Origin of the sequence: Pantoea phytobeneficialis, assembly GCF_009728735.1 — a bacterium.
Taxonomy (GTDB): Bacteria; Pseudomonadota; Gammaproteobacteria; order Enterobacterales; family Enterobacteriaceae; genus Pantoea; species Pantoea phytobeneficialis.
This window is the reverse complement of record NZ_CP024637.1, coordinates 383197-410027: the sequence shown is the minus strand read 5'-3', so window position 1 is coordinate 410027 and position 26831 is coordinate 383197. Positions and strand designations below refer to the sequence as shown.

29 protein-coding genes are annotated in these 26831 nt (G+C 56.6%); 23 read left to right on the top strand and 6 right to left on the bottom strand.

Features of this window, described 5'->3' with window-relative positions:
- Positions 1-9: 9 nt before the first annotated feature.
- The 9 genes from CTZ24_RS22155 (at position 10) to CTZ24_RS22115 (ending at position 7953) form a co-directional block, all read left to right on the top strand.
- The gene (locus CTZ24_RS22155) at positions 10-513 is read left to right on the top strand and encodes a sugar dehydrogenase complex small subunit (protein ID WP_208725679.1); all 504 of its coding nucleotides are present in this window, start codon (positions 10-12) and stop codon (positions 511-513) included.
- A gap of 21 nt (positions 514-534) precedes the next feature.
- Positions 535-2139 (top strand): GMC family oxidoreductase, encoded by a 1605-nt coding sequence (locus CTZ24_RS22150; protein WP_208725676.1) that lies wholly within the window; start codon positions 535-537, stop codon positions 2137-2139.
- Positions 2132-3457: a cytochrome c gene (locus CTZ24_RS22145; RefSeq protein ID WP_208725674.1), complete on the top strand. Its 1326-nt coding sequence runs from the start codon at positions 2132-2134 to the stop codon at positions 3455-3457. Before CTZ24_RS22150 ends, CTZ24_RS22145 begins: the two co-directional genes overlap by 8 nt.
- Before the next feature lie 186 nt (positions 3458-3643).
- The gene (locus CTZ24_RS22140; protein WP_208725671.1) at positions 3644-3790 is read left to right on the top strand and encodes a hypothetical protein; all 147 of its coding nucleotides are present in this window, start codon (positions 3644-3646) and stop codon (positions 3788-3790) included.
- 102 nt (positions 3791-3892) lie between these two features.
- A complete protein-coding gene (pagP, locus tag CTZ24_RS22135) occupies positions 3893-4450 on the top strand; it encodes a lipid IV(A) palmitoyltransferase PagP (protein WP_208725668.1) in 558 nt (185 codons plus the stop codon).
- A gap of 15 nt (positions 4451-4465) precedes the next feature.
- Positions 4466-5992 carry an alpha/beta hydrolase gene (locus CTZ24_RS22130; RefSeq protein ID WP_208725667.1) on the top strand — a complete coding sequence of 509 codons (1527 nt, stop codon included), beginning with the start codon at positions 4466-4468 and terminating at the stop codon, positions 5990-5992.
- A 90-nt stretch (positions 5993-6082) separates the two neighbouring features.
- Positions 6083-6619, top strand: a complete 537-nt coding sequence (locus tag CTZ24_RS22125; protein WP_208726594.1) for a tetratricopeptide repeat protein — start codon at positions 6083-6085, stop codon at positions 6617-6619.
- Positions 6620-6631: 12 nt separating this feature from the next.
- Positions 6632-7162 (top strand): sigma-70 family RNA polymerase sigma factor, encoded by a 531-nt coding sequence (locus CTZ24_RS22120; protein ID WP_208725666.1) that lies wholly within the window; start codon positions 6632-6634, stop codon positions 7160-7162.
- Positions 7159-7953, top strand: coding sequence for an anti-sigma factor family protein (locus CTZ24_RS22115; protein WP_208725665.1), 795 nt, complete (start codon positions 7159-7161; stop codon positions 7951-7953). Before CTZ24_RS22120 ends, CTZ24_RS22115 begins: the two co-directional genes overlap by 4 nt.
- Positions 7954-7975: 22 nt before the next feature.
- On the opposite strand, the gene CTZ24_RS22110 is transcribed toward CTZ24_RS22115, so the two are convergent.
- The gene (locus tag CTZ24_RS22110) at positions 7976-8737 is read right to left on the bottom strand and encodes a dimethylarginine dimethylaminohydrolase family protein (RefSeq protein ID WP_208725664.1); all 762 of its coding nucleotides are present in this window, start codon (positions 8735-8737) and stop codon (positions 7976-7978) included.
- 128 nt (positions 8738-8865) lie between these two features.
- Between CTZ24_RS22110 and CTZ24_RS22105 the strand changes: the two genes are divergently transcribed.
- Positions 8866-9813 (top strand): bifunctional helix-turn-helix transcriptional regulator/GNAT family N-acetyltransferase, encoded by a 948-nt coding sequence (locus CTZ24_RS22105; RefSeq protein WP_208725663.1) that lies wholly within the window; start codon positions 8866-8868, stop codon positions 9811-9813.
- Here CTZ24_RS22105 and CTZ24_RS22100 read toward each other — a convergent pair.
- A complete protein-coding gene (locus CTZ24_RS22100; protein WP_208725662.1) occupies positions 9800-10549 on the bottom strand; it encodes a DeoR/GlpR family DNA-binding transcription regulator in 750 nt (249 codons plus the stop codon). The two genes, CTZ24_RS22105 and CTZ24_RS22100, sit on opposite strands and share 14 nt — an antisense overlap.
- A gap of 82 nt (positions 10550-10631) precedes the next feature.
- Between CTZ24_RS22100 and CTZ24_RS22095 the strand changes: the two genes are divergently transcribed.
- Together CTZ24_RS22095 and CTZ24_RS22090 are read left to right on the top strand one after the other, a co-directional pair.
- Positions 10632-11231 carry an NUDIX domain-containing protein gene (locus CTZ24_RS22095; protein ID WP_208725661.1) on the top strand — a complete coding sequence of 200 codons (600 nt, stop codon included), beginning with the start codon at positions 10632-10634 and terminating at the stop codon, positions 11229-11231.
- Entirely contained in the window at positions 11225-11584 is a 360-nt protein-coding gene (locus CTZ24_RS22090; RefSeq protein ID WP_208725660.1) for an NUDIX hydrolase, read from the top strand. Before CTZ24_RS22095 ends, CTZ24_RS22090 begins: the two co-directional genes overlap by 7 nt.
- A gap of 83 nt (positions 11585-11667) precedes the next feature.
- Here CTZ24_RS22090 and CTZ24_RS22085 read toward each other — a convergent pair whose 3' ends face one another.
- Positions 11668-12243, bottom strand: a complete 576-nt coding sequence (locus tag CTZ24_RS22085; RefSeq protein ID WP_208725659.1) for a cytochrome b/b6 domain-containing protein — start codon at positions 12241-12243, stop codon at positions 11668-11670.
- A 202-nt stretch (positions 12244-12445) separates the two neighbouring features.
- Between CTZ24_RS22085 and CTZ24_RS22080 the strand changes: the two genes are divergently transcribed.
- Together CTZ24_RS22080 and CTZ24_RS22075 are read left to right on the top strand one after the other, a co-directional pair.
- A complete protein-coding gene (locus tag CTZ24_RS22080; RefSeq protein WP_208725658.1) occupies positions 12446-13096 on the top strand; it encodes a LysE family translocator in 651 nt (216 codons plus the stop codon).
- Positions 13097-13119: 23 nt separating this feature from the next.
- Positions 13120-13941 carry a substrate-binding domain-containing protein gene (locus tag CTZ24_RS22075; protein ID WP_208725657.1) on the top strand — a complete coding sequence of 274 codons (822 nt, stop codon included), beginning with the start codon at positions 13120-13122 and terminating at the stop codon, positions 13939-13941.
- 79 nt (positions 13942-14020) lie between these two features.
- On the opposite strand, the gene CTZ24_RS22070 is transcribed toward CTZ24_RS22075, so the two are convergent.
- Both CTZ24_RS22070 and CTZ24_RS22065 read right to left on the bottom strand, forming a co-directional pair.
- The gene (locus tag CTZ24_RS22070) at positions 14021-14806 is read right to left on the bottom strand and encodes an SDR family oxidoreductase (protein WP_208725656.1); all 786 of its coding nucleotides are present in this window, start codon (positions 14804-14806) and stop codon (positions 14021-14023) included.
- A 53-nt stretch (positions 14807-14859) separates the two neighbouring features.
- Positions 14860-15756, bottom strand: coding sequence for a GntR family transcriptional regulator (locus tag CTZ24_RS22065; protein WP_208725655.1), 897 nt, complete (start codon positions 15754-15756; stop codon positions 14860-14862).
- A gap of 185 nt (positions 15757-15941) precedes the next feature.
- Here CTZ24_RS22065 and CTZ24_RS22060 point away from each other — a divergent pair, with 185 nt between their 5' ends.
- The 7 genes from CTZ24_RS22060 to CTZ24_RS22030 are packed head-to-tail and all read left to right on the top strand — an operon-like array spanning position 15942 to position 22628.
- A complete protein-coding gene (locus tag CTZ24_RS22060; protein WP_208725654.1) occupies positions 15942-16754 on the top strand; it encodes an ABC transporter substrate-binding protein in 813 nt (270 codons plus the stop codon).
- Positions 16755-16784: 30 nt separating this feature from the next.
- Positions 16785-17510 (top strand): amino acid ABC transporter permease, encoded by a 726-nt coding sequence (locus tag CTZ24_RS22055; RefSeq protein WP_208725653.1) that lies wholly within the window; start codon positions 16785-16787, stop codon positions 17508-17510.
- A complete protein-coding gene (locus CTZ24_RS22050) occupies positions 17507-18253 on the top strand; it encodes an amino acid ABC transporter ATP-binding protein (RefSeq protein WP_302474916.1) in 747 nt (248 codons plus the stop codon). The genes CTZ24_RS22055 and CTZ24_RS22050 overlap by 4 nt, the downstream gene beginning before the upstream one ends.
- A 13-nt stretch (positions 18254-18266) precedes the next feature.
- The gene (locus CTZ24_RS22045) at positions 18267-19442 is read left to right on the top strand and encodes a M20 family metallopeptidase (protein ID WP_208725652.1); all 1176 of its coding nucleotides are present in this window, start codon (positions 18267-18269) and stop codon (positions 19440-19442) included.
- Positions 19439-20539, top strand: coding sequence for a mandelate racemase/muconate lactonizing enzyme family protein (locus CTZ24_RS22040; RefSeq protein ID WP_208725651.1), 1101 nt, complete (start codon positions 19439-19441; stop codon positions 20537-20539). The genes CTZ24_RS22045 and CTZ24_RS22040 overlap by 4 nt, the downstream gene beginning before the upstream one ends.
- Complete coding sequence (locus CTZ24_RS22035) at positions 20526-21695, top strand: M24 family metallopeptidase (RefSeq protein ID WP_208725650.1); 1170 nt, start codon at positions 20526-20528, stop codon at positions 21693-21695. Before CTZ24_RS22040 ends, CTZ24_RS22035 begins: the two co-directional genes overlap by 14 nt.
- 9 nt (positions 21696-21704) lie before the next feature.
- Positions 21705-22628 (top strand): dihydrodipicolinate synthase family protein, encoded by a 924-nt coding sequence (locus CTZ24_RS22030; protein ID WP_208725649.1) that lies wholly within the window; start codon positions 21705-21707, stop codon positions 22626-22628.
- Here the strand turns inward: CTZ24_RS22030 and CTZ24_RS22025 are convergent.
- The gene (locus tag CTZ24_RS22025) at positions 22612-23688 is read right to left on the bottom strand and encodes a glutamine amidotransferase-related protein (RefSeq protein WP_208725648.1); all 1077 of its coding nucleotides are present in this window, start codon (positions 23686-23688) and stop codon (positions 22612-22614) included. The genes CTZ24_RS22030 and CTZ24_RS22025 overlap by 17 nt on opposite strands.
- A gap of 67 nt (positions 23689-23755) precedes the next feature.
- On the opposite strand from CTZ24_RS22025, the gene CTZ24_RS22020 reads away from it, so the two are divergent.
- Positions 23756-24964: a pyridoxal phosphate-dependent aminotransferase gene (locus CTZ24_RS22020; RefSeq protein WP_208725647.1), complete on the top strand. Its 1209-nt coding sequence runs from the start codon at positions 23756-23758 to the stop codon at positions 24962-24964.
- 561 nt (positions 24965-25525) lie between these two features.
- Entirely contained in the window at positions 25526-26725 is a 1200-nt protein-coding gene (gene fdhA, locus CTZ24_RS22015) for a formaldehyde dehydrogenase, glutathione-independent (protein ID WP_208725646.1), read from the top strand.
- Positions 26726-26831: the final 106 nt, after the last annotated feature.

The following is a 26831-nucleotide window of genomic DNA, read 5'->3' as shown; positions in this document are numbered from 1 at the left end:
GAAAATAGTATGAAGCTCTACTCACGCCGTCGTGTGCTGAAGATGGCCGGCCTGGTGGTCATCACCAGCGCCGCAGGTCATCTGTTGCCGCTCCCGCGTCTCAATGCCGCGCAATCGCTGGCCAATGCATCCGCGCAGGCGGATTTTATTCAGGTTTCTCAATGGCTGACGCAGCAGGAGAACCTCAACAGCGCCGTTGCTCATGCGTTGCTGATTGCCCTGAATCAAACCCAACAGAATTTCATGGCCGGACTGACGCAGCTTAAAGCCTTGCTGCAAAGCCAGCCGGAGCTGCTGCAACAGGAGCAACTGACCTTTGCCGCCAGTGATGCGGCCAGCGAGAAACTGGCGCAAGTGATTCTCGCTGGTTGGTACAACGGCGTGGTCGGCAAAGGCAAACATGCGCTGTACGTCACTTACGTAAATACGCTCGCCAACCAACTGGTGAATGACAAACTGGTGCCACCGAGTTTCTCGTATGGCAAATGTGGCAGCTGGGCGCAACAGCCCTGATTTTTAAGAGCAATGTCGTTAATGAATAATAAAAATTCTGCCGATGTGGTGGTGATTGGCGCGGGCGTCAATGGATCACTGCTGGCAACCCGACTGGCAAAAGCGGGTAAATCGGTCCTGTTGCTGGAATCGGGTCCGAAAGTGGGTCGTGACGAGCTGGTGGCGCGTTTTCGCGCCTCGGCGTTCAAATCCGATTTTATGTCGCCATATCCGTTTTCCGAGCTGGCACCGCAGCCGCGTTACACGCCGGAACCGAATGATTACCTGCATCAACTGGGGCCGCACCCGTTTGCCGCTCAGTACATCCGTATGTTTGGCGGGACCAGTTGGCACTGGGCAGCGCAGTTATGGCGCTTTGTTCCCAACGATTTCCGTCAGCAAACGCAATATGGCGTGGGTAAGGACTGGCCGTTTGGTTATGACGAGCTGGAACCTTACTACTATGAAGCGGAAGTCATTGCCGGAGTGGGTGGATCACCCGATAACGGCTCTCCGCGCAGCAAACCTTACCCGATGGAACGCGTACCGGCCTCCTGGCTGCAACAGCGCGTCACTGCGCGGCTGGCACCGGATTTTACCGTACTGGATGACAGCACCGGGCGTAACAGCCACAGCTATGATGGCCGTCCCGCCTGCTGCGGTAATAACAACTGTATGCCCGTGTGCCCGATTGATGCGCAGTATCACGGCGGTCTGGCGGCACAACAGGCACAGGACAGCGGCGTGCAGGTGATCACCGAAGCGGTGGTGTATCAACTGGAGCATGATGCACAGGGCAAGATTGTCGCCGCCAACTACTACGACTGGAATAAGGTCAGCCATCGCGTAACCGCAGAAACTTTCGTGCTGGCAGCCAACGCCATTGAAACGCCAAAGCTGCTGCTGATGTCGGCCAGCGACAGGTTTCCACAGGGAATTGCTAACGCGCGCGATAACGTGGGGCGCAACCTGTGTGATCACCCGGCCATTGGTGTCACCTTTGATGTGGATGAAGAAATCTGGCCTGGCCGTGGGCCGGTCAGCCCGTGCTCCATCGGTCAGTATCGCGATGGCGATTTCCGTCGCGAACATGCGCCATTCCGTATCGATATCTCCAACGCCTCCCAGGTCGCGGCAGTGACCAAAGAAGTGCTGGCGGAAGGCTTCTTCGGTAAGAAATTGCAGGAGGAGATCCGTTTTCGCGCGGCGCGTCGCCTGAGTATCAAAAATGCGATGGAGCAGCTTCCCGATCCAGATAACCGTGTCACGTTGAGCAGCAACAAAGATGCGCTTGGCTTGCCGACACCGGCGCTGTACTGGAATGTCAGCGATTATGAGTTGAAGGGGATAGAAAAAACCCGCGCGTGCTATGACGCCATCGCGGCAAAGCTGGGGGCGACCAACATCAAACACAGCAAAAGCGGCAAATTTTCCAACCGTCAACATATCACCGGCACGCTGTCGATGGGGATCGATCCGGCGACCAGCGTCACCGATGCCTGGGGACGCGCGCACGATCATCACAACCTGTTTATGGTTGGCACCGGCGTGATGCCCACGGTCGGCACCTGTAACGTGACACTGACTGCGATGGCGCTGGCGCTGCGCACCGCCGATAAAATTTTGCAGGAGACGCAACATGGCTAAGCAATGGAAAGCATGGCTGGCTGCGGGTGTGCTGGCTGTGGTCGCAGTTCAGGCTCAGGCTGCCGATCAACAGGCGCAGATCAAACGTGGCGAATATCTGGCGATTGCCGGTGACTGCGGCGCCTGCCACAGCGAGGAAGGTAAAGCGCCGTTTAGCGGCGGGCATGCCATCGCCAGCCCGTTGGGCACTATCTTCAGCACCAATATCACGCCGTCGAAAACCGCCGGGATTGGGAATTACAGCGAAGCGCAGTTTGCGGCCGCGTTGCGTCAGGGGATACGCGGTGACGGCAGCCAGCTCTATCCGGCGATGCCATACACCGCCTATGCGAAACTGAGCGATGAAGATGTGGCGGCGTTGTACGCGTATTTTATGCACGGCGTGCAGCCGGTGGATGAGCAGCCGCAGAAAACCGCGTTGCCATTCCCGTTCAATCTGCGTTTCAGTATGGCGGCGTGGAACTGGCTGTTCCTCGACAAACAGCCCTTCCAGCCTGACGCCACGCAATCGGACGAGTGGAATCGTGGTGCTTATCTGGTACAGGGGTTAACCCATTGCAGCACCTGCCACACGCCGCGTAATTTCCTGATGGCGGAGCAGTCGGCAAAAAATCTTCAGGGGGCTTCGCTGGGTACCTGGTTCGCGCCGGATATCACCGCCGCCACGTTGCAGGGCAAACCGCACTGGACGCGTGAGATGCTGGCTGACTACCTGGCGACCGGCCATGCCAGCAATGGCGCGACGGCGGGTGGACCGATGCTGGAAGCGATCGATAAAAGCTTCTCACGCATGACGCCGGAAGATCGCCAGGCGATCGCCACTTATCTGCTGCCGGCAGAGGCGGCAACCCAGGCGAGCGCGGCGAAACCGGGCCTGACGGCGGTGCAGGGCGATGACACGCCACAGGCCAGCCTCAGCAGTGGTGCCGTCCTGTATCGTAGCAACTGCGCCGCCTGTCATAACCTCGCGGGTCAGGGATTAAATGGTCTGCCCGCGCTGCAAAATCATCCGGTGCTGAATAAGCCAACGGCAGATAACGTAGCAATGGCGGTGTTGCAGGGTGTCTGGCCGGAAAAAGATCAGGGGATGATCGGTTTTGCCGCGTCGCTCAGTGACGCGCAGATTGCCGATATCACCAATTACGTGATGCAGGATATCGGGCACAGTCAGGTGCAGATCAGCGCCGATCGAGTGAAAACCCTGCGGGCGGGTGGAGCCACATCCCCCTTAATGTGGATGGCGCGAGCGGGTATGGCGCTGGCAGGGGTGGTGATCGTGCTGGTGTTGTGGTGGTGGCGCAGAAAACGCGTGCATTAACAGCACGCACCCGGCAGGGGGCGCGAGCAATCGCGCCGCTATGCCGGGTGCACCTCTTCAAATATTTTGAATGCTTTCAGCAAAAGCCCCCGCTGTTACTCACCACGCGACAGATTTATTCTCCCTCATATCAGGTCACACGATGCCACAACGGCAAAAATATCGCGTCAATCAGAGGGGAATCATATGCATAATAATCATGAAGTCGCAGCTCAGGCGGCGGCATTTGTTCAGTCGCTCAAATCACATCGCCATGCCAATATGCCCGCGATTCGTTTCCGCCACTGGCCGCAATTTATCTCGACGGTGCGCGAATTAATGGAAAAAAATTAACACAACCTGACCAGTGACAATATTTCCTGCTTCTGTATTTGCAAATCCTTCAGAAACTTCCCAGACTTTAAGCTCTATTTAAATGTTTCTTAAGGATAAACCATGCGAAGTTTTCTGGCGGCTTTGTATGTGGTTCTGTTTTTCTCTGTGGCCCCCGTTCAGGCTGAAGGCACCCTCAGCAACGGATGGAACTGGTTAACCAATGATATTTCCCAGACCTGGGAACAACCGCAAAATTACGATCTCTATCTACCGTTTATCGCCTGGCATGCCCGTTTCGCCTACGACAAAGAAAAAACCGATAACTATAACGAAACGCCGTGGGGCGGTGGTTTCGGTGTCTCCCGTTATAATGACGAGGGTAATTGGAGCGCGCTCTACGCCATGATGTTTAAAGACTCGCATAATATGTGGCAGCCGATTGTCGGTTACGGGTGGGAAAAAGGTTGGTATCTCGATAATGCGCATGATTTTCGCCTCGGGCTTGGTCTGACGGCGGGTATCACCGCGCGTGACGACTTTGCGAATTACGTGCCGCTGCCGATTGTGCTGCCGCTGTTCTCGGCGGGTTATAAGCGCGCAACCGTGCAATTTACCTATATCCCCGGCACCTACAACAACGGCAATGTGCTGTTCGCGTGGCTACGTATCGGTTTTTAAATCACGGGAAATTATATGGCGATGTCGCGCGTGCAACAGTGGCTGAACCGGCCAGGGCCAACTCTGATCTCGTTGCTGAAACTTATCCTGGCGGGCATTGTGATCATCGCCGTCATTTTCCTGATTGCGCGTATTTATCAGTCTGAACGTGGTGCACCGCTTCAAAGCTGGCATACCTGGTCAGCGGATGAGATGAACGAAAAAGAGATCGACCACGCCACTTTCGCCGATTATCAGGCGCGGGAAGCGGCGATTTTCGCCGAGATGCAACGCGACATTACCAACACCCTGGACGATGCAGAAAAAACACCGCTCAATCGCTACTACGCACAAAGCCTGGTTTATCCGGCGCGCTTTCAACCAGACTGGAATCGTTCATTTATTCTGATGCCGCAAAGCACGCCGCGCGGCGCGGTGGTTCTGCTGCACGGTCTGACCGACTCCCCCTACAGCATGCGCTATCTGGCAGAAGATTATCGTCAACAAGGATTCGTGGCGGTGGTGCCACGTTTGCCGGGGCATGGCACGGCACCGGGCGCGTTAACCCGCGTCAACTGGGAGCAGTGGCTGGCGGTGACCCGACTGGCGGTGCGCGAAGCGACAAGGCGTGCCGGTAAAGCGGTGCCGCTGCACCTGGTGGGATATTCCAACGGCGGAGCGCTGGCAATGAAGTATGCGCTGGATGCGCTCAACGATCCAGCGCTGCGCCAGCCGCAACAGATTGTACTGCTGTCGCCCATGATTGGTGTAACGACCTTCGCCCGTTTTGCTGGCCTGGCGGGCCTGCCTTCGGTGTTACCGGCTTTTGCCAAAGCGGCCTGGCTGAATGTGATGCCGGAGTTTAACCCCTATAAATACAACTCGTTTCCGGTCAAAGCGGCGCGCCAGTCGTGGCTGCTGACGCAGGCGCTACAACAACAAATTTTGTTGCAATCACACCATCAGGGGCTGGCTAGCCTGGCGCCGGTATTAACCTTCCAGTCAGTGATGGATTCCACCGTCAGCACCCGCGCGGTGGTGGCATCGTTGTACCGTCATCTGCAAAGTCGCGGCAATCAGTTGGTGATTTTCGATATTAATCAGGCCGCTGAACTGCGCGCCTTATTACGCCCCGATTTGAACAACGCCGTCAGCAACCTGTTACCGCCTGCACCGCGTCCCTATGCGACAACGGTGATCACCAATGCGACACCCGCCACCGCCGACACGGTGGCGCGCAACACGCCGGCCAATCAACGGACGGAAACGGTGCAGCCGCTGCATATCGCCTGGCCGCCTGGGATGTACTCCTTGTCTCATGTGGCGGTGCCATTCCCGCTGACGGATTCGTTGTACGGGCTGCAACCTGCGGAGAAGAACCAATTTGGCATCAGCCTGGGCGCGATTTCATTACGTGGTGAGAGCAATACGCTGAGCGTCGGGCTGGATACCTTGATGCGCGCCAATTCGAATCCGTTTTTTGACTATATGATGGCGCGAATTAACCACCATATTGCCTGTAGTCACCAGCCTGATATCGCAACCTGTTTTGGCGAGCAGTAAAAAAAAGCAAAAATGTTCCGAATAGAAATGGCGGCTGCGCTGTTTACTCTCTGACAAGGTCACTTCGATGCCATTTCGTGAGGATACATGATGAAAACGAACAACAGGGTTCGCTGGTTAATCCTGCCTGCTTTGCTGATGGCGCTACATCTCCCTGCCGCGCTGGCTGCCGGGGACGATAGCAGCGAAAGCAAAACGCCAGATTGCCCGAAAGGCCAGGTGTGGGACAGCAAATCCAAAAGCTGTGTACCGGATAAAACCAGCTCGCTGAGCGATGAAGACAAAACCAATTACGCTTACCATCTGGCGAAAAAGGGGGAGTATCAGGCGGCAATCAACCTGCTGGATACGCTGAAAAATCCCAACACCAAAGAGGCCTGGAATTATCGTGGTTACGCCACGCGTAAGCTGGGACGTACCGACGAAGGGATGAGTTACTATCAACGTTCCATCGCCCTCGACCCGCACTACGCCAAAGTGCGTGAGTATCTGGGGGAAGCCTGGATGACCAAAGGCCGACCGGATCTGGCGAAGGAACAACTGTCCATTATCAAAACCCTGTGTGGCGTGAGCTGCGAGGAGTATCGCGATCTGCAAGCCGCCATTGAAGGGCATCCGGAATCGTGATGTTTCCGCTGCGTGGAGGAGCGAAAAATCACCAGCTCTGAGGTTCGTCAGCAGCTTGCGGCGCATTTGGTCCGTTTGTGGCGGTACGCGATGGTGTTATCGCGGAACCGCGACGTGGCCGAAGAGCTGGTGCAATCCACCTGCGTGCGGGCGCTGGAGCGCAGCGCCCAATTTACGCCGGGAACGCGCATCGACCGCTGGCTGTTTAGCGTGTTGCATTCGGTGTGGATCAATGAACTGCGCGCCCGGCGGGTGCGCATAGGGCAGGGATTTGTCGCCAGTGACGAGTTGATAGCGCCGGATCATCAGCAACATGATGAGGAACGTATGCAGTTTGTGCAGGTGATGCAGCGTGTCGGTCAGTTACCGGAAGCGCAACGCAACGCGGTGTTTCTGGTGTATGTCGAGGGTTTTACTTATCAGGAAGCGGCGGAAACGTTGGCGGTGCCCGTCGGGACCATTATGAGCCGTCTGGCTGCGGCGCGCGCCACGTTAGCAAACGCGGTTAATGGTCGGTCATCGACCCAGGAGAAACGGCTGTGACTGCGATCCGATTTAGTTTTCCTTATCCTGATGAAGCGATCGTGGCCTGGCTCGATGGCGAAATGCGACCGGATGATGCGCAGGCATTTGAAAAAGAACTGAAGCGCAATCCTGAACTCTCCGCCCGTACGGCGGAACTGATGAAAAGCAATCAACCGTTTGCCGAGGCGTTTGGTTTAATGCTGGCACAGGCCCCGGAACCGCGTATGCAGCAGCAGTTGGCTGGCTTGCTGGCACAGACGCCCCCCATCCCAGGGTCGCCCACTGCGCAGGTCAGTCGTCGTGCCTTGATTGCTGCGTCGCTCGGGTTTCTGCTGGTTGGGACGGGTGTCGGCTATCTGGCTCGCCCACGGGTAAAACCGGATGAAAGTGCCGTTATCCGCGAACTGGAGGCACAATATATGTCGCTCTACAGCCCGGAAACCCTGGCGGATGTCGATAACTCACCGCAGATGTTGCAGCACTCGCTGGCGCGCACCGCGCGCGACCTCGACATCCATCTGACGCTGGCGCAGTTAACCTTGCCGGAAGCGGAATTGAAAAGCGTCAGGATGCTGCGTTATGACGATGCGTTGATTTCTCAAATCGCGTGGAATCACAACGATTATGGCCCGATGGCGTTATGCATTTCACGCGAGGAGCAGGCGCAAACCAGCGCGCTGACCGAAGAAAAACGCCACGGGATGAATCTGGTCTGGTGGCGTAATGCGGGATACCAGTTTGTCCTGATTGGCCGTAGTCCCAGTGCGCAGTTGATGCGCACTGCCACAAGGTTAAGCCATATCCTGTAACGGCGCGATGTATCGCGCGGGTTTAAAAACGCAGCGACAGGCAGGTCAATCCGCCATCCATCTTGCGAATTTCACTGGTATCCAGCGCGATGATGGGCATATTTAGGGTACGCAACTGCGCCAGCGTTGCCGGATAACCGGTTGGGGTAATCAGCGTATCATTGATCAGCAGGGTATTTCCGGCGTACATTTCGTCGTCGGGAATAACCAGATGATTGTATTGCGCAAATTGCGGCAGGCGCGCAAATTTTTCTGTGGAAATCAGCGTGTTTTTTCCGACATAGTTTATCGCTGACTTCAGATGCAATCCCTCATCCACCTCAACAGAAGTGACACTGTAACCATAAGGTTCCACCAGACTGGCAAATTCGCGGATCCCGGCCTCATTGGTCCGTGTGGTCAGCCCGATATAAAACGCCTTATCGATCAGCATGACGTCGCCACCTTCCAGCGTGCCTTTGTCACTCATCATCTTCAGTGGGCGAAAATCCTTCAGCACCGCTTTCATCGACTCGACTTCACCCGCGCGGGCGGCGGCACCAGGATGGGTGATCACCGCCAGTTCCGGGATCACCACGGCGGTATCTTCAACAAAATGTGCATCGGGAAAATCCGCTTCGGCGGGTAACAGCGTCACCTTCAATCTGAGCGTTAACATGGCGTTGAGATAATCCCAGAACTGACGGCGGGTGAGTTCAGCGTCCGGTGCGCCCAGAGAGGCGGTGGTCAGGCCCGCCGCGCAGTTTTCAGCCGGGAGTCGAGCAATAATTTGCGTAAAAACCATCTGTTTATCCTTAAGTCGTGGGGTGTCTGACCACAAATCTATCCTTTTCAACTGGCTAAAGACAACTTGACAACGCGGTCCGTATAATGGTTGTATCATACAACCTTATTTAACCGACGTTGATTAACATGACAGAGACCACCCTTATTCAGACCATTCGTGCCGCATCACGCCTGATGGTGCGCGAACTGGGCTTTATGCAAACCACACTGGCGGCGACCAACTATTCCGCTTCGGCGGTGCATACCTTGCTCGAAGTCGCCAACCACCATGCAATCACGGCCGCCCAGCTGGTACACATCCTTGGTCTGGAGAAATCCACGGTCAGTCGGATGTTGGGGAAATTGATCAACGCCGGTGAGCTGGCCGAGTTGCCTTCTGATCAGGACGCCAGGGTGAAGCAACTGGTGTTGACTGAACAGGGCAAGGCCAGTGTCGCCAGAATCAATGTTTACGCCAGCGCGCAGGTGGAACAGGCGTTGGTGCAATTAAATCGGGAGCAGCAGCAGGCGGTCGCCCAGGGGCTATCCGCGTACGCGCAGGCATTACAGGCGCGCCGCGATCATCTACCCACCACGCCGGAGATCGTCATTACCACCGGTTATCAGCCTGGCTTGATTGGCCGGATCGCAGAAATGCACGGCAGCTACTACGCGCGGCAACACGGGTTTGGTCATTTTTTTGAGGGCAAAGTCGCCAGTGGTCTGGCTGAGTTTACCGCTCGCCTGACCTCACCGCGTAATCAAATCTGGGTCGCCAGTCAGCAGGGCCGTATTGTCGGTTCAGTGGCGATAGATGGTGAAGATTTAGGTAACAACGAGGCGCATTTGCGCTGGTTTATCCTCGACGATGGCTGCCGTGGCGCGGGAGTGGGGCGTCAGTTGCTCAATGCTGCCATGATATTTTGTGATGAGCAGGCGTTTGCTGCGGTTCAACTCTGGACCTTCCGTGGCCTGGATGCCGCCCGTCGGCTGTATGAATCCTTTGGTTTCACCCTGACAAACGAATGGCAGGGCGACCAGTGGGGGCAAAGCTTGCAGGAACAGCAGTTTACGCGTCTGGCTAAAGCACGGTAACGTGCTTTTTTGCCAACAGCTGTGCCATGTCAGCCTCCAGCGGTTGGTCCACGATCAGCGTACTGGCGAGGGAGAGATCGCCAATCGCGAAGGCCGAAGCCGAATTCATCTTTTCTTGCGAAACCATCACGACAGTATCAGCAGCCCTGGCGGCCAGTGCACGTTTCACTCCAGCCTCTTCATAATCGCCGGTTGTCAGACCGGCAGTTTTATGTACGCCTGTGACGCCCATAAAAAACAGGTCTGCGTTAATGCGGGCAATTGACTCCAGCATCGCTGCACCGACGGTAACAATGGAGTGCCGAAACAGGCGACCGCCAATAATGATGACCTCCACCTGTGGGTAATTCAGCAACCCCATCGCAATACTTGGGCTGTGTGTAACTGCGGTAAAGGCAAGATCCGCTGGCAGCAGTTTGATCATCTCTGCCGTTGTGGTGCCGCCATCAATAATCACCACCTGGCCCGGCTGAATTAGCTGCACCGCTTTCCGTGCAATCTGTTGCTTTGAACTTATCTGCACGTTTTTGCGTGTTTCGAACGGCGCAATCGCCGCTGAGACGGGCAAGGCTCCGCCATGTACCCGCTGCAACAAACCTTCTGCTGCCAGCTCTCTGAGATCACGACGGATAGAGTCTTCCGATACGGCAAAGCGTTGGCTCAGTTCACTGGATTGCACCTGTTTTTCCTGACTCAGAATGTCAAGAATTTGCTGTTTACGCTGACTTGATAACATGCGCCTTTTTTCCTGATTGTGCTTGTATGTGCACGATTATGCATGCTAGCGTAAAAAATGTCATCTTCAACAGGAATACATCATGAAAGAAACATCATCGCGTGTCAGGCATATCAGAGAACAACTGCTCTCGGATAATTGGTATACGTTGAAAAAATACACTTTCGAGTTTTTACGCGCCGATGGCTGTTGGCAGGAACAAAGCCGGGAAGCCTACGATCGCGGTAACGGGGCGGTGGTGTTGTTATTCAACCGTGAAAAAAACAGTGTCGTGCTGACCCGTCAGTTCCGTTTACCGATTTATCTCAACGGTCACGACGGTTTTCTGATTGAGGCGGCCGCAGGCCTGTTGGACGATGCGTCACCCGAAGAACGTATTATTGCTGAAGCCCAGGAAGAAACCGGCTTTCGCATTCAACGTATCGAAAAAGTGTTCGAAGCCTTTATGAGTCCGGGTTCGGTAACGGAAAAACTCTATTTCTTTCTCGCGGAATATCAGGAACAGGACCGTAACGGCCAGGGAGGCGGACTAGCCGAAGAAGGCGAGGATATAGAAGTTCTGGAATGGCCGCTTACTCTCGCACTTAAGGCGATTGAAACGGGTGAAATGATGGATGCCAAAACCATCATGCTGTTGCAACATCTGGCGTTGCGCCTGCAAGCGGAGAAAACGTCATGCTGATTTTACTGGCGGGACCGGTGCGCAGTGGCACAAATGGCGATCAGGCACTGATTCACGCTAACCTGCGCAAAATGGAACAGGTTGCACTGGCGGTGTATCACAAGGGACATACACCGGTGATCGGCGAGTGGCTGGCATTGCCGCTGGCGCAAATGGCAGGGTCGGAATCGATCGGTGATGAAATCAGCCAACAATTTCTTTATCCGGTCGCCCATCGCTTAATTCATTGCTGCGAGGCGATTCTGCGTCTGCCTGGTGCATCGGCGGGAGCGGATAATGATGTGCGGATTGGGCGGGAGGCGGGCTTGACTATCTTTACCCATGTCGATTCTATCCCCACTATTCAGGTTTAATTATCCAGACACACAGAAACGAAGGGTTTTTGTGTGTCCAGTCGTGGTGTTTATCCTTTCCTGCCGATACGGCGATGGCGCTATTATTTTCCTGCTGAATACCGATGATAACCCTCGAGAAAAATATGTAAAATGCCCATTGCGCCATGTGCATAAAAATAGATTTCAATAAAGGTAGTGAGAAATTTATGCCAGTGGAGCAGGGAATGCGCCAGCGTGGAAGATGCGCCCTGGCTATTATAAACGGCAAACCATAATCCGCCGATAATGGCTACCGCCAACAATGAAACAACACCCAGTCCCTGAATGGTGGCGGCAATTCCACCTGACTGCGCCTCCGGGAGTCGCCCTTTTGCTAACGTCAGTAAATCCTGACGGATAGCGCGAAAGTCGGCCCTTAACCAGGCAAAGTACCAGCTAAATCCGCGTTGGGAAAACATCCACGCCAGCATGACCGCGCCCAGCACAATCAATCCCAGACCAGAAACAATATGCAACCAGGTGATAACCGTTTCCAGCGAGTGGCCGTCTATTGCTTCTCGCTCGGTGAAATTGGAATTAATAATTTGTGCCAGAATCAGGGCGGCCACAATTATATGTAATATTCTAAAGAAAGGGGCATCTTCATGGGGCAGACTGCGCCAGAGATTGATTTTCATACCATAAACCTTTATCAGAGCGGAGAATATTGGCATGAATTCTTTCAGGTGAAGATTAATCGAACCTTAATAAAAAATAAAAACGCGCTGGCATTAGTGTAATTGATAATATTTATCATCCACACTTTCCCCATCCCCACAGGGACGATTCCTGTTATGATTTGGTTAAAATCGGTCGTTGGTTTTATTACAGGAGCGCTCCATGCTGGACATCATGCATTTCCCCCTTTTTCTCGCCTCGGTGTTTTTACTTTGTATTACGCCCGGCCCTGACCTGGCGTATGTGGTGGGGCAAAGCGTGGCGAATGGACGACGTTCCGGGGTGATCTCGGCGGCAGGCGTGGCGCTGGGTAGCTGTACCCATGCGATTGCCAGCGCCATCGGATTGACCGCGCTGATTGCCGCCTCGCCGCTGCTGTTTACGGTGATCAAATATATCGGTGCCGCGTATCTGATTTTTCTCGGCAGCAAAATGGTGTGGAGCACGCTGATGCGGCGACAGGCCGCTTCCGGCGCTGACGAACCGGTCGCTAAATCCACCGCCAGCACCCGCAGCCTGCTGTCGCGTGGCCTGATCACCTCCATTACCAATCCCAAGGTTTTACTGTTTTTTATCGCCTTCTTCCCACAATTTGTGGTGATTGACGGCGCGCATCATGCGCAATCTTTCCTGATTCTGGGCCTGACCTATGCGTTGATTGGTTTCGCCACCGATACCTGTTTTGCGCTGTTAGCCGGTGGGGCTGCCAGCGCGGTCGCGAAAAATGCTGCGATGCAGCGCCTGCTGGATCGGGTGGTGGGCATCACCTTTATTGGTCTGGGGATTCGTCTGGCGTTGACCCGTCGCGGCTAACCTTTTTTCTGGAGAGGCAATTCATGGCAACAGCGGTTATTGGCATCGTCAGTGACGAGTTCACCAATCCCAACAGCGTAAAGATGCTGAATGAAGTGACACGGCAATTGAACGCGCGGGGTTGTCTGAGCCTGCTGCTCAACGTCGATTCACGCGAGCATTACCTGACGTTACTCAATCAGGCTGGCGAGTTGGGGATCACGGGATTGATTTTCCTCACCGCCCTGTATGGCGAAGAGACGACGTCGATCCCGGCTATCTGGCTAAGTGGCGAGCGGGCGCTGCGCGTGGATGGCTACGCGGCGGGGGAAGAAATAGGTCGCCTGTTATTGGCTCAGGGGCATCAGCGCTTTGGTTTTATGCATGGACGTGAAACCCACTCGCAACCGCGTCAGATGCAGGGCTTTGCCGCCAGTCTCGAGGCCGCAGATAAAACGCTGGATCAACAATTAGTGGCGGGTAACGACGACCGTGAGTTGGCGTACCAGTCGATGATGGCCTACCTGAAAAAAGCGCGTGCATCAGAACGTATCAATGCGTTGTTTTGCGAGAATGATGTGCTGGCTTTCGGTGCCATGCAGGCGGTGCGGGACTTCGGTCAGGGCGTGCATATCGGCGTGGTCGGTTTTGATGATGTTGACGAGGCGCGTTCCTCAGGCTGGCATCTCACCAGTTGGGCGCAGCGTCGCGATTTGCTGGTGGCGGAGGCGTTAAATCGCCTGCTGGACAACCGTGTCGACAACAGCGGGGCATGGCAACAGGGCGAATTGCAGGTGCGTCATTCGCATCATGGCAAACACGTTCATGGCGAAATGTCACAATGCGGTTGTGCCAGCCGCCATTAATCGGCAAAACCGCGCCGCAGGTTCCGTCGCGGCGCGATTGGAATTGCGTGATAAATCACGCCGCTACAGACCATGACGATTAAAGCGCGTCAATCATCCCGCCATCCACCCGTAACACCGTGCCGGTGATATAACTGGCTGCCTGGCTGGCAAGAAACGCCGCCGTCGCGCCGTACTCTTCCGGCGTACCGTAACGACCTGCCGGGATCCCCTGGCGACTTTTTTCCGCTACCGCATCTGGCGTGCTGTTTTCGCGCTTCGCTTTGATGGCGTCCAGCTGGCTGACGCGATCGGTGGCGATACGTCCCGGCACCATCACATTCACCGTCACCCCATCCGCCGCCACTTCGGTTGCCAGCGTTTTTGACCAGCCGAGCAAACTCATACGCAGCGCATTGGACAGCGCCAGATTCGGGATGGGGGCAATCACCCCGGAGGAGGTTGAGGTGATAATGCGGCCCCAACCCTGCTCACGCATGGCGGGCAGCACTTTGTCCGTTAGCGCAATCAGTGAGGACACCATCAGGGCAAACTGCTGCTGCCAGACGGCGGCGGCAGTGCCCTGGGCGCTGGCGGGTGGTGGGCCGCCGGAGTTGTTCACCAGAATATCGACATCGCCCCAGTGCTGACGAATCGCATTCAGCACCGCATCAAAGCTGTCGGGTGCCGCCAAATCCAGTTGCCAGGCGTGCGCAGTGCCACCCTGTTGCTGGATCTGACTGACGGTTTCCGCCAGCTTTTCCAGATTGCGTCCGGTCACTGCAACCTTGACCCCTTCCTGCGCCAGTGACAGCGCCATCGCCCGGCCTAAACCGCTGCCCGCACCACAAACCAGCGCGACCCGATGTTGTATTTGCAAATCCATAAAACCACTCCTGATTGTATTTTCAGGATCGTGATGTGCAAAAATGATGCCGGTTATTTACGTGGCCGCTTAATATTCACCTGGTCATAGGCAAATTGCAGATGTTGCTGCATCAGGCTGGCGGCCAGTTCCTGCTTGTTTTCCCGCAATGCATCAATGATGGAGACATGTTCTTCGCACCACTCTTTCACGCGGCGTTTGTTGTGGTAGCTGCCGAACTCCATCAGGCGGCGTAGGCGGTTCTGCTGCTGAATCGCCTGCAATACAAACAAATTACCGCTGGCCTCCGCCAGCAACTCGTGGAACGAGGCATCGGTTTCGAAGATATCTTTCGCCGGAACCTGGGTGATATCCGGGTGGGTAATCAGCCACAGATGCTGGGCGCGCAGGCGTTTCAACAGCTGGCGATCAACCCGTAGCTGGGGCGTCAACAGGGCCGCGGGTTCAATCATCAGACGGAAGCCGTAACTGTTGCGCAACGCCACCTCGGAGTTGAGCGTTTGCAGGAAACGCCAGCCGTGCCCGGCGTTGCGTGCAATCAGGCCATCCTCTGACAGCTTCACCAGCGTGCGCGTCAATACGCCACGATCAACGTCATAGCGCTGGGTAATTTCGGTCTGGGTAAAGGATTCCGGCAGAGTACCGGCAATGCGATCCCGCACCAGCAATTCATACAGGGTTTGATCATTACTTTTGGTTTGTTCGATGTTGAGTTGTTGCAACGCATCGGCACTTTTTAGCAGGAAGAATCCCTGATTTGGCCGGGCTTCAACCGCCCCCAGCCGCGTCAGTTCTTTCAATCCGGCGCGAATTGGCGTGCGCGACACCCCCAGCGCATCGGCAAGATGTTGCTCACGTAAATGATGACCTGGATCGAATCTTGCTTCATATATCAGGTCAAGGATTTGCCGGGCGATCCGGCGACTGCTCGCAGTTGAGTCAGGCTGCATGGAGAGCTTGTACCTTAAGTGTATTGTTGTGATCTGAATATACAATAACACGGGAAAAGTTTTGCAGCGAAATAAAGCAGGAACTGCACGATAAGCGTGCAAGTGCACCAGGAAGGGACGTGTTCTTGTCATCATGATTGTATTTGTTGATTCACAAAATCCAATATATTAACCAGGAGACGACGATGCCCAGCTCTTATTTCACCTTAAACCGCCTGCGCGGAATGATGTTCAGCCTGGCGTTGCTGCCAGTGGTCAGCCATGCCGCGGTGGAAAGCGTCAGCCCCGGCAAACTGACCTATGGCACGGCAGCCACCTTTATGCCGTTCGAGTTCGTCAAAGACGGCAAGCTCACCGGCTTTGATATCGATTTAATCACCGCGCTGAGCAAACACCTTGATCTGACGCCCGCGCCGATGGCGATGGAGTTCAAAGGCCTGATCCCGGCGTTACAGGGTAAACGCCTCGACATCATTAACTCGGCGATGTACGTCAACCCGACCCGTGCCGCGCAGGTCGATTTTGTGCCTTATCTCAAAATCGGCAGTCGCGTGGTGGTACGTAAAGGCAATCCCGCCGGGATCACCGGTCGTGATATGTCGCTGTGCGGTAAAAACATCGCCGTCACCCTCGGCGGTATCGAAGAGAGCCAGGCGCGTGTGGATAACAAAAACTGCGTCGCGGCCAACAAAGCTGCCATCAATGTGCTGACTTTCCCGGCCGCGACAGACTCCGCCGTGGCGGTGGCACAGGGCCGCGCCGATGCCGAATTCCTCTCCACGCCGGGGACTCTGGCGCTGTTCAGCGAGAAACCCGATGTGTTCGAAGCGGTTGGCCCGGAGTTCGAGGCCGACACCCATATCGCGTTTGCGGTACGTAAAGGCGATGCCGAAACCAAAGCGCAACTGGAGAAGGGCCTGCAAAGCCTGGTGAAAGATGGCACCTACAAGCAACTGATTGAGAAATGGAACTTCCCGGATTCCGTTGCCATTTTCTGATGCGTTTCAAGCCGTTAACCGGAGATAGCTATGTCGATTGATTTAATGTGGCAGTACTTCCTTTCCCCTGAATTTCTTAAGGGCGCCTGGATGACACTGTTAATCACCCTCTGCTCACTGTTGTGTGGCGTGGTGCTGGGTCTGGTACTGGCCCTGCTACAGGAAGCGCCTTTCCGCGCCGGAAAGGGGCTGGCGTTTTTCTACCTGTGGCTGTTTCGTGGCACGCCAGTGCTGTTCCAGATCATCTTTGTCTACAACGTGCTGCCAGGCTTCGGCTTACGCTTCTCCGCGTTTACCTGTGCAGTGCTGGCGCTCTCGCTCAACGAGGGCGCGTATATGGCGGAAATCCTGCGCTCCGGCTTGCAGGCGGTGAAAAGCGGGCAACGTACCGCAGGCATGGCGCTGGGGATGACCAACGCGCAGATCATGCGCAAGATCGTGTTGCCACAGGCGGCGCGCATTGTGCTGCCGCCGATGGGGAATCAGATGATCAGCATGCTCAAATCGAGCGCGCTGGTGTCCGTGATTGCGGTACAGGAGCTGCTGCTGGTGGCGAACCAGACCGCCAGCGCCAGCTTCCGTTACTTCGAAGCGCTGTGCGCCGCCGGTATCTACTATCTGCTGCTCACCACGCTGTTCATGATTTTCCAGTCATGGCTGGAACGCACGCTCGATCCGAAACAGCGCCGTCGTAAAAGCCAGAAAGCGCAATCCCACGACCTGAAACTGCCTAAACCCGCCCGGGAGGTGTCATGAACCATGAACGCAAACCGTTGCTGGAGATGATCGGCATCGACAAAACCTTTGGTCGTCAGACCGTACTGAAAAATTGTTCGCTTAGCGTCAATCGTGGCGAAACCGTGGTGCTGATCGGCCCCTCTGGCTCCGGCAAATCTACGCTGCTGCGCTGTGTCAATTTGCTGTCGCCTGCGGATAGCGGTGACGTGTTCTTTGCCCGTCAGAACATCAGCCGGGGAGAGGTGCCGCCGCATCAGCTTCGGCAGCGCATTGGCATGGTGTTCCAGAATTACGAGTTGTTTTCCCATCTCACGGCGGCGGAAAACATCATGCTGGCACCGATGACGGTGCTGGGCGTTAACCGTATCGAGGCACGTAAGCAGGCGGAAGCGTTGCTGGCGAAAGTGCGCATCAACGAACGTGCTGACCACTTCCCGGATGAGTTGTCCGGCGGTCAGCAGCAGCGCGTGGCGATCGCCCGTGCGCTGGCGATGAAACCGGAACTGATGTTGTACGACGAACCTACCTCGGCACTCGATCCGGAGATGATCCGTGAAGTGCTGGATGTGATGGCGGAACTCAGCGCCGAAGGCATGACCAGCATGGTGGTCACCCATGAGATGGGGTTTGCCCGCCGTGCCGCCAATCAAATTCTGTTTATGGAAGAGGGCGAAATTCTCGAACGCGCCAGCGCCCAGGACTTCTTTACCGGCCAGGTCAGCGAACGCGCCAAACGTTTCCTCGACCAGATCTTACATTAATAGCGGAGTACCTATGAGTCGTTACCAGGCAGACAGTGTGCGCATGAAGCGGGATCTTGCCGCACTGGTCGCCATCAATACCGAAAACCCGCCGGGCCATGAACGCGAGGCGGCAGAATGCGTCGCCGGCTGGTTACGTGAGGCGGGTTTTGATCTCTCCTTCAGTGAATACGCCCCGGGACGCACCAACGTCATCGCGTTGCTGAAAAACGGCGACGGTCCCTGCTTCGCCTTCAATACCCATCTCGACACCGTGCCCGCAGGCAGTGGCTGGTCGAGCGATCCCTTCACCCTGACCGAACGCGACGGGCGTTTATACGGTCGCGGTGCCTGCGACGCCAAAGGTCCGCTGGTGGCGATGGTTGAGGCACTGCGCATGTTGGCTGCCAACCGCCATAGCTGGTCCGGCACCCTGATGGGGGTGTTCACCGCCGACGAAGAGGTGGCTAGCGAAGGGGCGAAATTTTATGTGCGCGACCAACCGCCTGCCATCGACTTTGCGGTGATTGGCGAGCCGACCTCCAACGCGACGTTCTCGGCGCATAAAGGCAGCCTGCGTCCGCGCGTGCGGGTCAAAGGGGTGACGGCGCATTCCGGGACGCCGGAGCTGGGTATCAACGCCATTTACCAATCGGCGAAGCTGCTGGGGTTAATCGAAGAAGCCCATCATCAGCAGGTGCGTTGCCGCTGCCATGCGCTGGTCGGGAATGCCAGCCTGACGGTGACCCGTGTACACGGCGGCCATGCCGATAATGTGGTGCCGGACAGCTGTGAACTGCTGCTGGATCGCCGCATGGTGCCGGGGGAAGACGAGGTGGTAGTCAAAGCTGAGTTGCAACAACTGTTGGATCATGCCCACGCGCAATCCGGCGTTGAGGCGGAAATCATCGCCTGGCAGCCCACCACCGGCGCTGCCACCGAAACCGACAGCAGCGAAGCCATTGTGCAGCACAGCCTGGCGGCCTGCCGTCGCCACGGTCAGCCGGAGCCCGGCCCGTTTGGTTTTCAGGGCGGCTGCGATCTGGTGCATTTCCGCACCCTCGGTGCGAAAGGTGTGGTGATTGGTCCCGGTGCGCTGGCGGTGGCGCATAAGCCAGATGAATTTGTCCCGGTGGAAGAGTTTATCGCCGCAGCCAGCATCTACCTGGATATCGCGCTGGCGCTGCTGCCTGTGGAGGTCACCGCGTGAAGGCGCAACTGTGGCGCGGCGACCTGCATTACGCCGGGGTGACGTTGCATACCGCCGCGTCTGGCGCGGTACATGCGCTTGATACCTTGTGGTTGCAACTGAGTGACAACGTCACAACAGGGGTGGGCGAGGTGCGGCTCAATATCGCCTATCTGCACGGCTACAGCGAACAACAGGTGTTAGACAATTTGCTGTCGATGCTGACGCAGTGGGACTGGCGCGCCGATGCCCGCACCCTGCTGGCGGCCGTACATGCGGCTGACAGCCCGTTACTGGCACCGTCGCGCATGTTGCTGGATATGGCGCTGCACGATCTGCTGGCGCGTGAGCAGGGTGTCAGCCTGGCAGCCTGGCTGGGCGCACCGGCGACGATGCCGCGTTTCGCCACCAACCAGACGCTGTTCTGGGGCAGCGAAGCGCAGATGCTGACGCAGGCGCAGGACTATGTCGCTCGCGGTTTTACCCAGCTCAAGCTGCGCACCGGCGTGGCGGATTTCGCCACCGATCTGGCGCGTTTACAGGCGCTGCGTCACACCTTTGGCAATCGCATCTCACTGGCGATTGACGTCAACGGCCAATGGTCGCTGGCCGATGCGCATCACGCGTTGCCGCAGTTGCAAACCCTGGGGCTGAGCTATATCGAGCAACCGCTGGCCCCGGGTGACGACCGTCATCTGGCTGAGCTGGCGCAGTACGGCATCCCGATCATGCTGGATGAAAGCCTCAACAGCGCAGCGGCGATTGATCGGCTGATCGCGGCAAAAGGCGCGCTGTGGGGCCATCTCAAGCTGGTGAAGTTAGGTGGATTAGCCCCGACGCTGGCGGCAGCACGCCGTCTGCAAGATGCGGATATTCCCTTCATGATCGGCCAGATGAATGAAGGCCACGCTGCCACGGCGGCGGCATTGCAGCTGTGCCGCGTGCTGCAACCGGCGTTTGCCGAACTCTACGGCGCGGATGGTCTGATTGACGATCCAGTCAGCGGTCTTTCCTATACCTGCGGCTTGGTTGCCGTAAATGATTCTCCCGGCCTGGGCGTGCAGTTTGCTGCCGCTCGCGCCACTTTCCTCCAGGAGTTTAGTGATGCAACAGCTTAATAATGTGGTTCAGGGCAGTGAATCTGCGTTCAGCGCGGATGAGTACGCGCTGCGTATCCAGCGCACCCGCGAGCGTCTTAACGCCGCCGGTGTTGATGTGATGATCGTCACCGGGCCGGAAAACATTTTCTGGCTCACCGGTCAGCAGACTCCCGGTTATTACACCTTCCAGGCGCTGCTGCTGCCGGTCGAAGGGGAACCGGTGTTTGTCATTCGCCAACTGGAATACTTCAACTTTATCGCCAACACCTTTATTTCTGACGCCGCTATTTATCAGGACGGTGATAACCCGGTGGATTTCCTCGTCGGCATGTTGCAACAAAAAGGCTGGTTGAAGAAACGTATCGGGCTGGATAAACGCGGCTGGTTCCTGCCAATCGCCGTGTATGAACTGCTGCAAAGCAAACTTGGCACCATCGCCGACACCGCCGGGGTGATAGAACCGCTGCGCGCAGTGAAATCCGCCGCTGAAGTGGAAAAAATTGCCACTGCCGCCCGCTACGTTGATGCCGGGATGCGTGCTGGCATGGCGGCGATCCGAAGCGGCAGCGACGAGAACGCGCTGGTGTCAGCGATGATGGGGGCGGCGATCGCCGCCGGTTCTGAATATGTCGGCATGGAGCCGCTGGTGTCCAGCGGTCCGCGCAGTGGCGTGCCGCACGGCACCTGGCGTCGTCGCGTGTTGCAGGATAACGAACCGGTGTTCCTCGAAATGGCCGCTGCGCACGATCGTTACCACGCCGCGCTGATGCGTTCGGCGTGGATTGGCCGCCCACCGGCGATTGCCATCGAGATGGAAAAGGTGTGTCAGGAGGCTTTACAGGCCGCGCTGGATGCCATCCGTCCGGGAGCCACCTGCGCTGAGCCGCATCTGGCCTGCCAGAAAGTGATTGATCGCGCAGGCTTTACCGACAACTTCAAAAAACGTACCGGCTACTCCATCGGTGTCTCGTTTGCACCTGACTGGGGCGAAGGCGGCATCCTTAGTCTGTACAGCGGTGTCACCACCGAATTGCAACCCGGTATGACCTTCCATATCCCGCCTGCGCTGCGAATTTACGGTGAATTCACCGTTGGCGTCAGTGAAACCGTGGTGGTGACGGAAACCGGTTATCGCCAGCTTGGCAGTCTCGCTCGTCCATTAACTTTGTTGTAAGGAATTTTCATGAAAGACATTAACGAATGCCGTGAACGCCTGCGTGGCATTTTCAACATCACCGTCACGCCGTTTGATGCCACAGGCGCGATCGACTTCGCTGCGCTGCACGAAAACATTGAGCGCGTCATTGGTCTGGGTTATGACGGCATTCTGATTGGTGGAACCTACGGTGAATTCCCGGTGATGTCGCTGGCGGAACGTCGTGAACTGTTCCATCAGGTGATGGACTGCGTACAGGACCGCATCCCGGTGATGCTGTGCAGCGCCAGTTCCGATCCGCGCGATGCGCGTGAGCTGACGACTCTGGCGGGTGACCTCGGTGGCTTGCCGATGGTCACCGCACCTTACGTCAGTGAAATCACCGATGCGCAAATTCTGGCTTATTTCAAAGAGATGGCCCCGTTATCCAAAACCGGCATCCTGGTGTACAACGCGCCGGGTATTGGCATCACGCTGTCGCCAGCCTTGCTGGAGCAACTGGCTGATGTGGCCGGTGTGGTGGGGATCAAGCAGGGCGATCTCAACCCGACAGCCATTGACCAGATCGCTAACCGTCTGCGCGGTCGCCTGCGCCTGTTCTGTGCTTCGGATCTGGCGTTCTTAGGCCCGATGATGGCCGGTTTTGATGGCATCAGCACCACCAACAGCGGCGCGCTGCCGGAGCTGGTGTTAGCCACCTTCCGTGCCGTGGAAAAAGGCGATGCGGCGACGGCGCGCGATCTTCATCAGCTGTGGTACGACTACCGCGCGCTGGCGCGTCAGCACGGTCAGCCGCAACTGGTCAAGGCAGCGATGGCGCTGCGGGGCTTTAACGGTGGTCGCGTCCGTGCGCCGCTGCTGCCGATCTCTGCCGATGCGCAGGCGCAACTTGCCAGCGTGATGCGTAAGCTGGCAAGCGATGCGCGTACCGGCGTCAGCCTCGCTGACTGAGTGCCGCCCGCAGGAACGCGGTAATCAGCGGGTGTGGGGCATCCGGGCGTGACGCCAGTTCAGGATGCCCCTGCACACCTTGCCAGAATGGATGATCGGGCAGGGTAATCGCCTCAACGATATCGTCGGTGTGGGCGTTAACCTGCACGCCGCTGGCCTTCAACTGCGGCAACAGCGCCGGATTGAAGCGATAACGGTGGTTGTAGTGCATCTCCCCGTCAGCAAACGGCATCACGCCGCAACGATGACGGTGATCGGCAAAGGCCACAAAGCTATGCAAGGCGGCATCGGGTGCCACTTCCGCGAGGATCGCTTCGGCATAACCCGGCTGCTGGCGGACTGCGGCAGTGCTCATGCTCTGCATACCCAGGCACAGGCCGAGGCTGGGGAGTGCGCGGCTTCGGGTCGCTTGCGCCACGCGGATTTGCCCCTGCACCGCCGCCATCGAGGAACCGCCCGGCAGCAGCACGCCATGCAGGCCTTCCAGTTCGTGCAGGTCAACGGATAAGGTGGCAGGCGGCAAAAAACGGATGTCGAGTGTCAGATGCAACGCCGCTGCGGCATCGCCCAGTGCCGCCAGCGTGGCGGGATAAGCCTGGCGGTGATCGGCTTCCCGGCCAATCAGACCAATGCGCAGCTCTGGGGGTGTTTCCACGGTTGGCGTGGCTGACCAGCGACCATAGTGGTCGGCGTGCAGCGTCAGCAGGGTTTGTGCGGCATCGCGCAGCACCAGCGTCTGACCGCTATCGTGGCTGAACAGGCGTTGACCGGGTAAATCGACGATCTCATCGCTGCGTGCGTTGGGTACGACGATCACCGCGTCAGCCGTGGGTAATGCGCTGACTGCGTTGACTTCCTGTCGCAGCGTATCGCTGCGATACAGGCCGCTGGTAACGCAGTAACCGGTTCGCGCCACATGTTGATGGCTATCGGGCACATCGCCGCAGAAGTCAGGGCGCAGGCTCCATAACGGCAGCCTGTGTTGGTTAGCCCAGTGGCTGGCGGTGACACCGTAACGAGCTGGTAAGGGTGAATCATCAAGAATGAATATGAGTGACACGGCAATTTCCTGCTGATGTTGGGTGAATAATTGTATTAGTTGAATCATCAGATACAAAAGAGGATTTATGAATATCAGTCAAACGGCCCGGCGTATGCAGCGGGTACGACCTTCGCCCACCGCCACCATTTCTGACCAGGTGCGTGAACTGGAGGTCGCAGGAAAAGCGGTGATCAATTTAGGGGAAGGTGAGCTGGATTTCGCCACGCCAGCAGCCATCAGTTATGCCGGGATTGAAGCGATTATCCAGCAGCAAACCAAATACACCGCGGTGGCGGGTACGGCGGTATTAAAAGCAGCGATTGCCGGAAAGTTTGCCCGTGACAATCAACTGCAATTCGCTCCGGATGAAATCATTGCCGGGAGCGGTGCCAAACAGCTGATTTTCAATGCGTTGCTGGCAACGGTGGATGTCGGGCAGCAGGTGATCATCCCGGCCCCTTATTGGGTGTCCTATCCCGATATGGTGACGCTGGCGGAAGGTGAGCCGGTGATAGTGCCCTGTGATGAACAGCATGGCTGGAAACTGCAACCGGCCGCGCTTGCCGCGGCGCTGACGGCAGAGACGCGCTGGGTGATCCTCAATTCACCCGGCAATCCAACCGGCGCGATTTACAGCGCGCAGGAACTGCGCGCGCTGGCGGCGGTACTGTCCGATCATCCGCAGGTGTTGATTATGGCGGATGATATCTATGAACCGCTGCGTTATGACCAGACGCCATTTGCCACCTTTGCGGAAGTGGCTCCGCAACTGGCGCATCGCACGCTGACGGTGAACGGGGTTTCGAAAAGCCATGCCATGACCGGCTGGCGTCTGGGCTACGCCGCAGGACCACGCTGGCTGATTGCGGCAATGCAGGTGCTGCAATCGCAAAGCACCTCCAACCCCAGCAGCATCGCCCAGGCGGCCGCAGTCGCCGCGCTCAATCAACCGGCGGATTTTCTGGTGGGCTGGCTGGAAAAGCTGGATCAGCGCCGCCAGCAGGTACTGGCGATGGTGGCAGCAGTTGACGGCCTGAGCGCCAGCGCACCGCAGGGCGCATTTTATGTGTTCGCCAATTGCCAGGGGTTGCTCGGACGACAGACGCCGGACGGCGAGCGGATCGCTGACGATAAGGCGCTGGCGTCCTGGTTGCTGGCAGAAGCGCAAGTGGCGGTGCTACACGGTTCCGCATTTGGTACGCCGGGTTATCTGCGTATCGCTTATGCGGTAGATGATGCGCTGCTGGCCACCGCCTGCCAGCGACTGACGGCGGCGTGCGGCAAACTGCGTTAGGTGTATTGCGCGATAAATCGCGCCGCTACGGAATTCTGCACGTACCGTTACGCAATTTTGCACGAACCGTAGCGGCGTGATTTATCACGCGCCGTTACGCAATTTTGCACGAACCGTAGCGGCGTGATTTATCACGCGCCGTTACGCAATTTTGCACGAACCGTAGCGGCGTGATTTATCACGCGCCGTTACGCAATTTTGCACGAACCGTAGCGGCGTGATTTATCACGCGCCGTTACGCAATTCTGCACGCACCGTAGCGGCGTGATTTATCACGCGCCGTTACGCAATTTTGCACGTACCGTAGCGGCGTGATTTATCACGCATAATTAATGACGGTATAATTAAATTCGGTCCTAATCAGTTTCTCGCTGAAATTATCCACAAGTTGAATGATGATTAATTTAACTGTGACGCCTTGCACACATCACAAATAATAACAGGATAAATATCGTTCGTTAGCGGGGGGAGTTATTAAGCTTAAGGGCGCAGAGTATGTCTCTATGCTCAACTGCGACATTCAAAACTTAATAACCAGCCAACTATCTGAAAGGTACTCACATGTCTGAAAATCGTGGAGTGGTCTACATAGGTAAAGGTAAAGTTGAAGTCCAGTCGATTGATTATCCAAAAATGCACGATCCCCGAGGGAAGAAAATAGAACACGGGGTGATCCTCAAAGTGTTATCCACCAATATCTGCGGTTCCGATCAACATATGGTGCGTGGGCGAACTACCGCCCAGGAAGGCCTGGTACTCGGCCATGAAATCACCGGCGAGGTGATTGAACTCGGGCGCGATGTCGAAAGGTTCGCTCTCGGTGATGTGGTGTCGGTGCCGTTCAACGTGGCCTGTGGCCGTTGCCGTTCCTGTAAAGAACAACATACCGGTGTCTGCCTGACGGTCAACCCGGCCCGGGCCGGGGGCGCGTATGGTTACGTGGATATGGGCGATTGGGTCGGCGGCCAGGCGAAGTATGTGCTGGTACCTTACGCCGATTTCAACTTACTCAAGCTGCCGGATCGTGAGCAGGCGTTAGAGAAAATCAAAGACTTAACCTGTCTTTCCGATATTCTGCCGACCGGCTTTCATGGCGCAGTCACCGCTGGTGTCGGCCCCGGCAGCACCGTCTATGTGGCCGGGGCCGGTCCGGTGGGGATGGCGGCTGCGGCGTCAGCCCGTCTGCTGGGGGCGGCGGTGGTGATTGTCGGTGATATGAATGAGGCGCGCATTAAACATGCGGCACAACAGGGTTTCGAAGTGGTTGATCTCAGTAAAGATACCCCGTTGCATGAGCAGATTGCTGATATCCTCGGCGAGCCAGAAGTGGATTGCGCCATCGATGCCGTTGGTTTTGAGGCGCGTGGACACGGCCATGAAGGCGCGCAGCATGAAGCCCCGGCCACGGTGCTTAACGCGCTGATGCAGGTGACACGGGTGGCAGGAAAAATCGGGGTGCCCGGTCTGTACGTCACCGAAGATCCGGGTGCGGTCGACCAGGCTGCCAAAATGGGTAGCCTGAGCATTCGTCTCGGACTGGGCTGGGCGAAATCACACGCCTTCCAGACCGGCCAGGCACCGGTGATGAAATATAATCGCCAACTGATGCAAGCTATTCTGTGGGATCGCATTCCGATTGCCAAAATAGTGGGTGTTGAAGTGATTTCTCTGGAAGATGCACCGCGCGGTTACAGTGAATTTGATTCTGGCGCACCGAAAAAATTTGTTATTGATCCGCATTTTTCTTTCTCGAAACCCTAGCCAGAGAACCTATTTTTTGTGTGAGAATGTCATCGGGTAATTGTTAGAAAACTGCGCCAGTATTTAGCAGAGAAATAGGGTGCTGGCGCAGGGTGAGATTCAGGTT

Coding starts and splice junctions, on each gene's coding strand:
- CTZ24_RS22155 (WP_208725679.1), top strand. CDS start 10: ATGAAGCTCTACTCACGCCGTCGTGTGCTGAAGATGGCCGGCCTGGTG.
- CTZ24_RS22150 (WP_208725676.1), top strand. CDS start 535: ATGAATAATAAAAATTCTGCCGATGTGGTGGTGATTGGCGCGGGCGTC.
- CTZ24_RS22145 (WP_208725674.1), top strand. CDS start 2,132: ATGGCTAAGCAATGGAAAGCATGGCTGGCTGCGGGTGTGCTGGCTGTG.
- CTZ24_RS22140 (WP_208725671.1), top strand. CDS start 3,644: ATGCATAATAATCATGAAGTCGCAGCTCAGGCGGCGGCATTTGTTCAG.
- pagP (WP_208725668.1), top strand. CDS start 3,893: ATGCGAAGTTTTCTGGCGGCTTTGTATGTGGTTCTGTTTTTCTCTGTG.
- CTZ24_RS22130 (WP_208725667.1), top strand. CDS start 4,466: ATGGCGATGTCGCGCGTGCAACAGTGGCTGAACCGGCCAGGGCCAACT.
- CTZ24_RS22125 (WP_208726594.1), top strand. CDS start 6,083: ATGAAAACGAACAACAGGGTTCGCTGGTTAATCCTGCCTGCTTTGCTG.
- CTZ24_RS22110 (WP_208725664.1), bottom strand. CDS start 8,737: ATGGTTTTTACGCAAATTATTGCTCGACTCCCGGCTGAAAACTGCGCG.
- CTZ24_RS22105 (WP_208725663.1), top strand. CDS start 8,866: ATGACAGAGACCACCCTTATTCAGACCATTCGTGCCGCATCACGCCTG.
- CTZ24_RS22100 (WP_208725662.1), bottom strand. CDS start 10,549: ATGTTATCAAGTCAGCGTAAACAGCAAATTCTTGACATTCTGAGTCAG.
- CTZ24_RS22095 (WP_208725661.1), top strand. CDS start 10,632: ATGAAAGAAACATCATCGCGTGTCAGGCATATCAGAGAACAACTGCTC.
- CTZ24_RS22090 (WP_208725660.1), top strand. CDS start 11,225: ATGCTGATTTTACTGGCGGGACCGGTGCGCAGTGGCACAAATGGCGAT.
- CTZ24_RS22085 (WP_208725659.1), bottom strand. CDS start 12,243: ATGAAAATCAATCTCTGGCGCAGTCTGCCCCATGAAGATGCCCCTTTC.
- CTZ24_RS22080 (WP_208725658.1), top strand. CDS start 12,446: ATGCTGGACATCATGCATTTCCCCCTTTTTCTCGCCTCGGTGTTTTTA.
- CTZ24_RS22075 (WP_208725657.1), top strand. CDS start 13,120: ATGGCAACAGCGGTTATTGGCATCGTCAGTGACGAGTTCACCAATCCC.
- CTZ24_RS22070 (WP_208725656.1), bottom strand. CDS start 14,806: ATGGATTTGCAAATACAACATCGGGTCGCGCTGGTTTGTGGTGCGGGC.
- CTZ24_RS22065 (WP_208725655.1), bottom strand. CDS start 15,756: ATGCAGCCTGACTCAACTGCGAGCAGTCGCCGGATCGCCCGGCAAATC.
- CTZ24_RS22060 (WP_208725654.1), top strand. CDS start 15,942: ATGCCCAGCTCTTATTTCACCTTAAACCGCCTGCGCGGAATGATGTTC.
- CTZ24_RS22055 (WP_208725653.1), top strand. CDS start 16,785: ATGTCGATTGATTTAATGTGGCAGTACTTCCTTTCCCCTGAATTTCTT.
- CTZ24_RS22050 (WP_302474916.1), top strand. CDS start 17,507: ATGAACCATGAACGCAAACCGTTGCTGGAGATGATCGGCATCGACAAA.
- CTZ24_RS22045 (WP_208725652.1), top strand. CDS start 18,267: ATGAGTCGTTACCAGGCAGACAGTGTGCGCATGAAGCGGGATCTTGCC.
- CTZ24_RS22035 (WP_208725650.1), top strand. CDS start 20,526: ATGCAACAGCTTAATAATGTGGTTCAGGGCAGTGAATCTGCGTTCAGC.
- CTZ24_RS22030 (WP_208725649.1), top strand. CDS start 21,705: ATGAAAGACATTAACGAATGCCGTGAACGCCTGCGTGGCATTTTCAAC.
- CTZ24_RS22020 (WP_208725647.1), top strand. CDS start 23,756: ATGAATATCAGTCAAACGGCCCGGCGTATGCAGCGGGTACGACCTTCG.
- fdhA (WP_208725646.1), top strand. CDS start 25,526: ATGTCTGAAAATCGTGGAGTGGTCTACATAGGTAAAGGTAAAGTTGAA.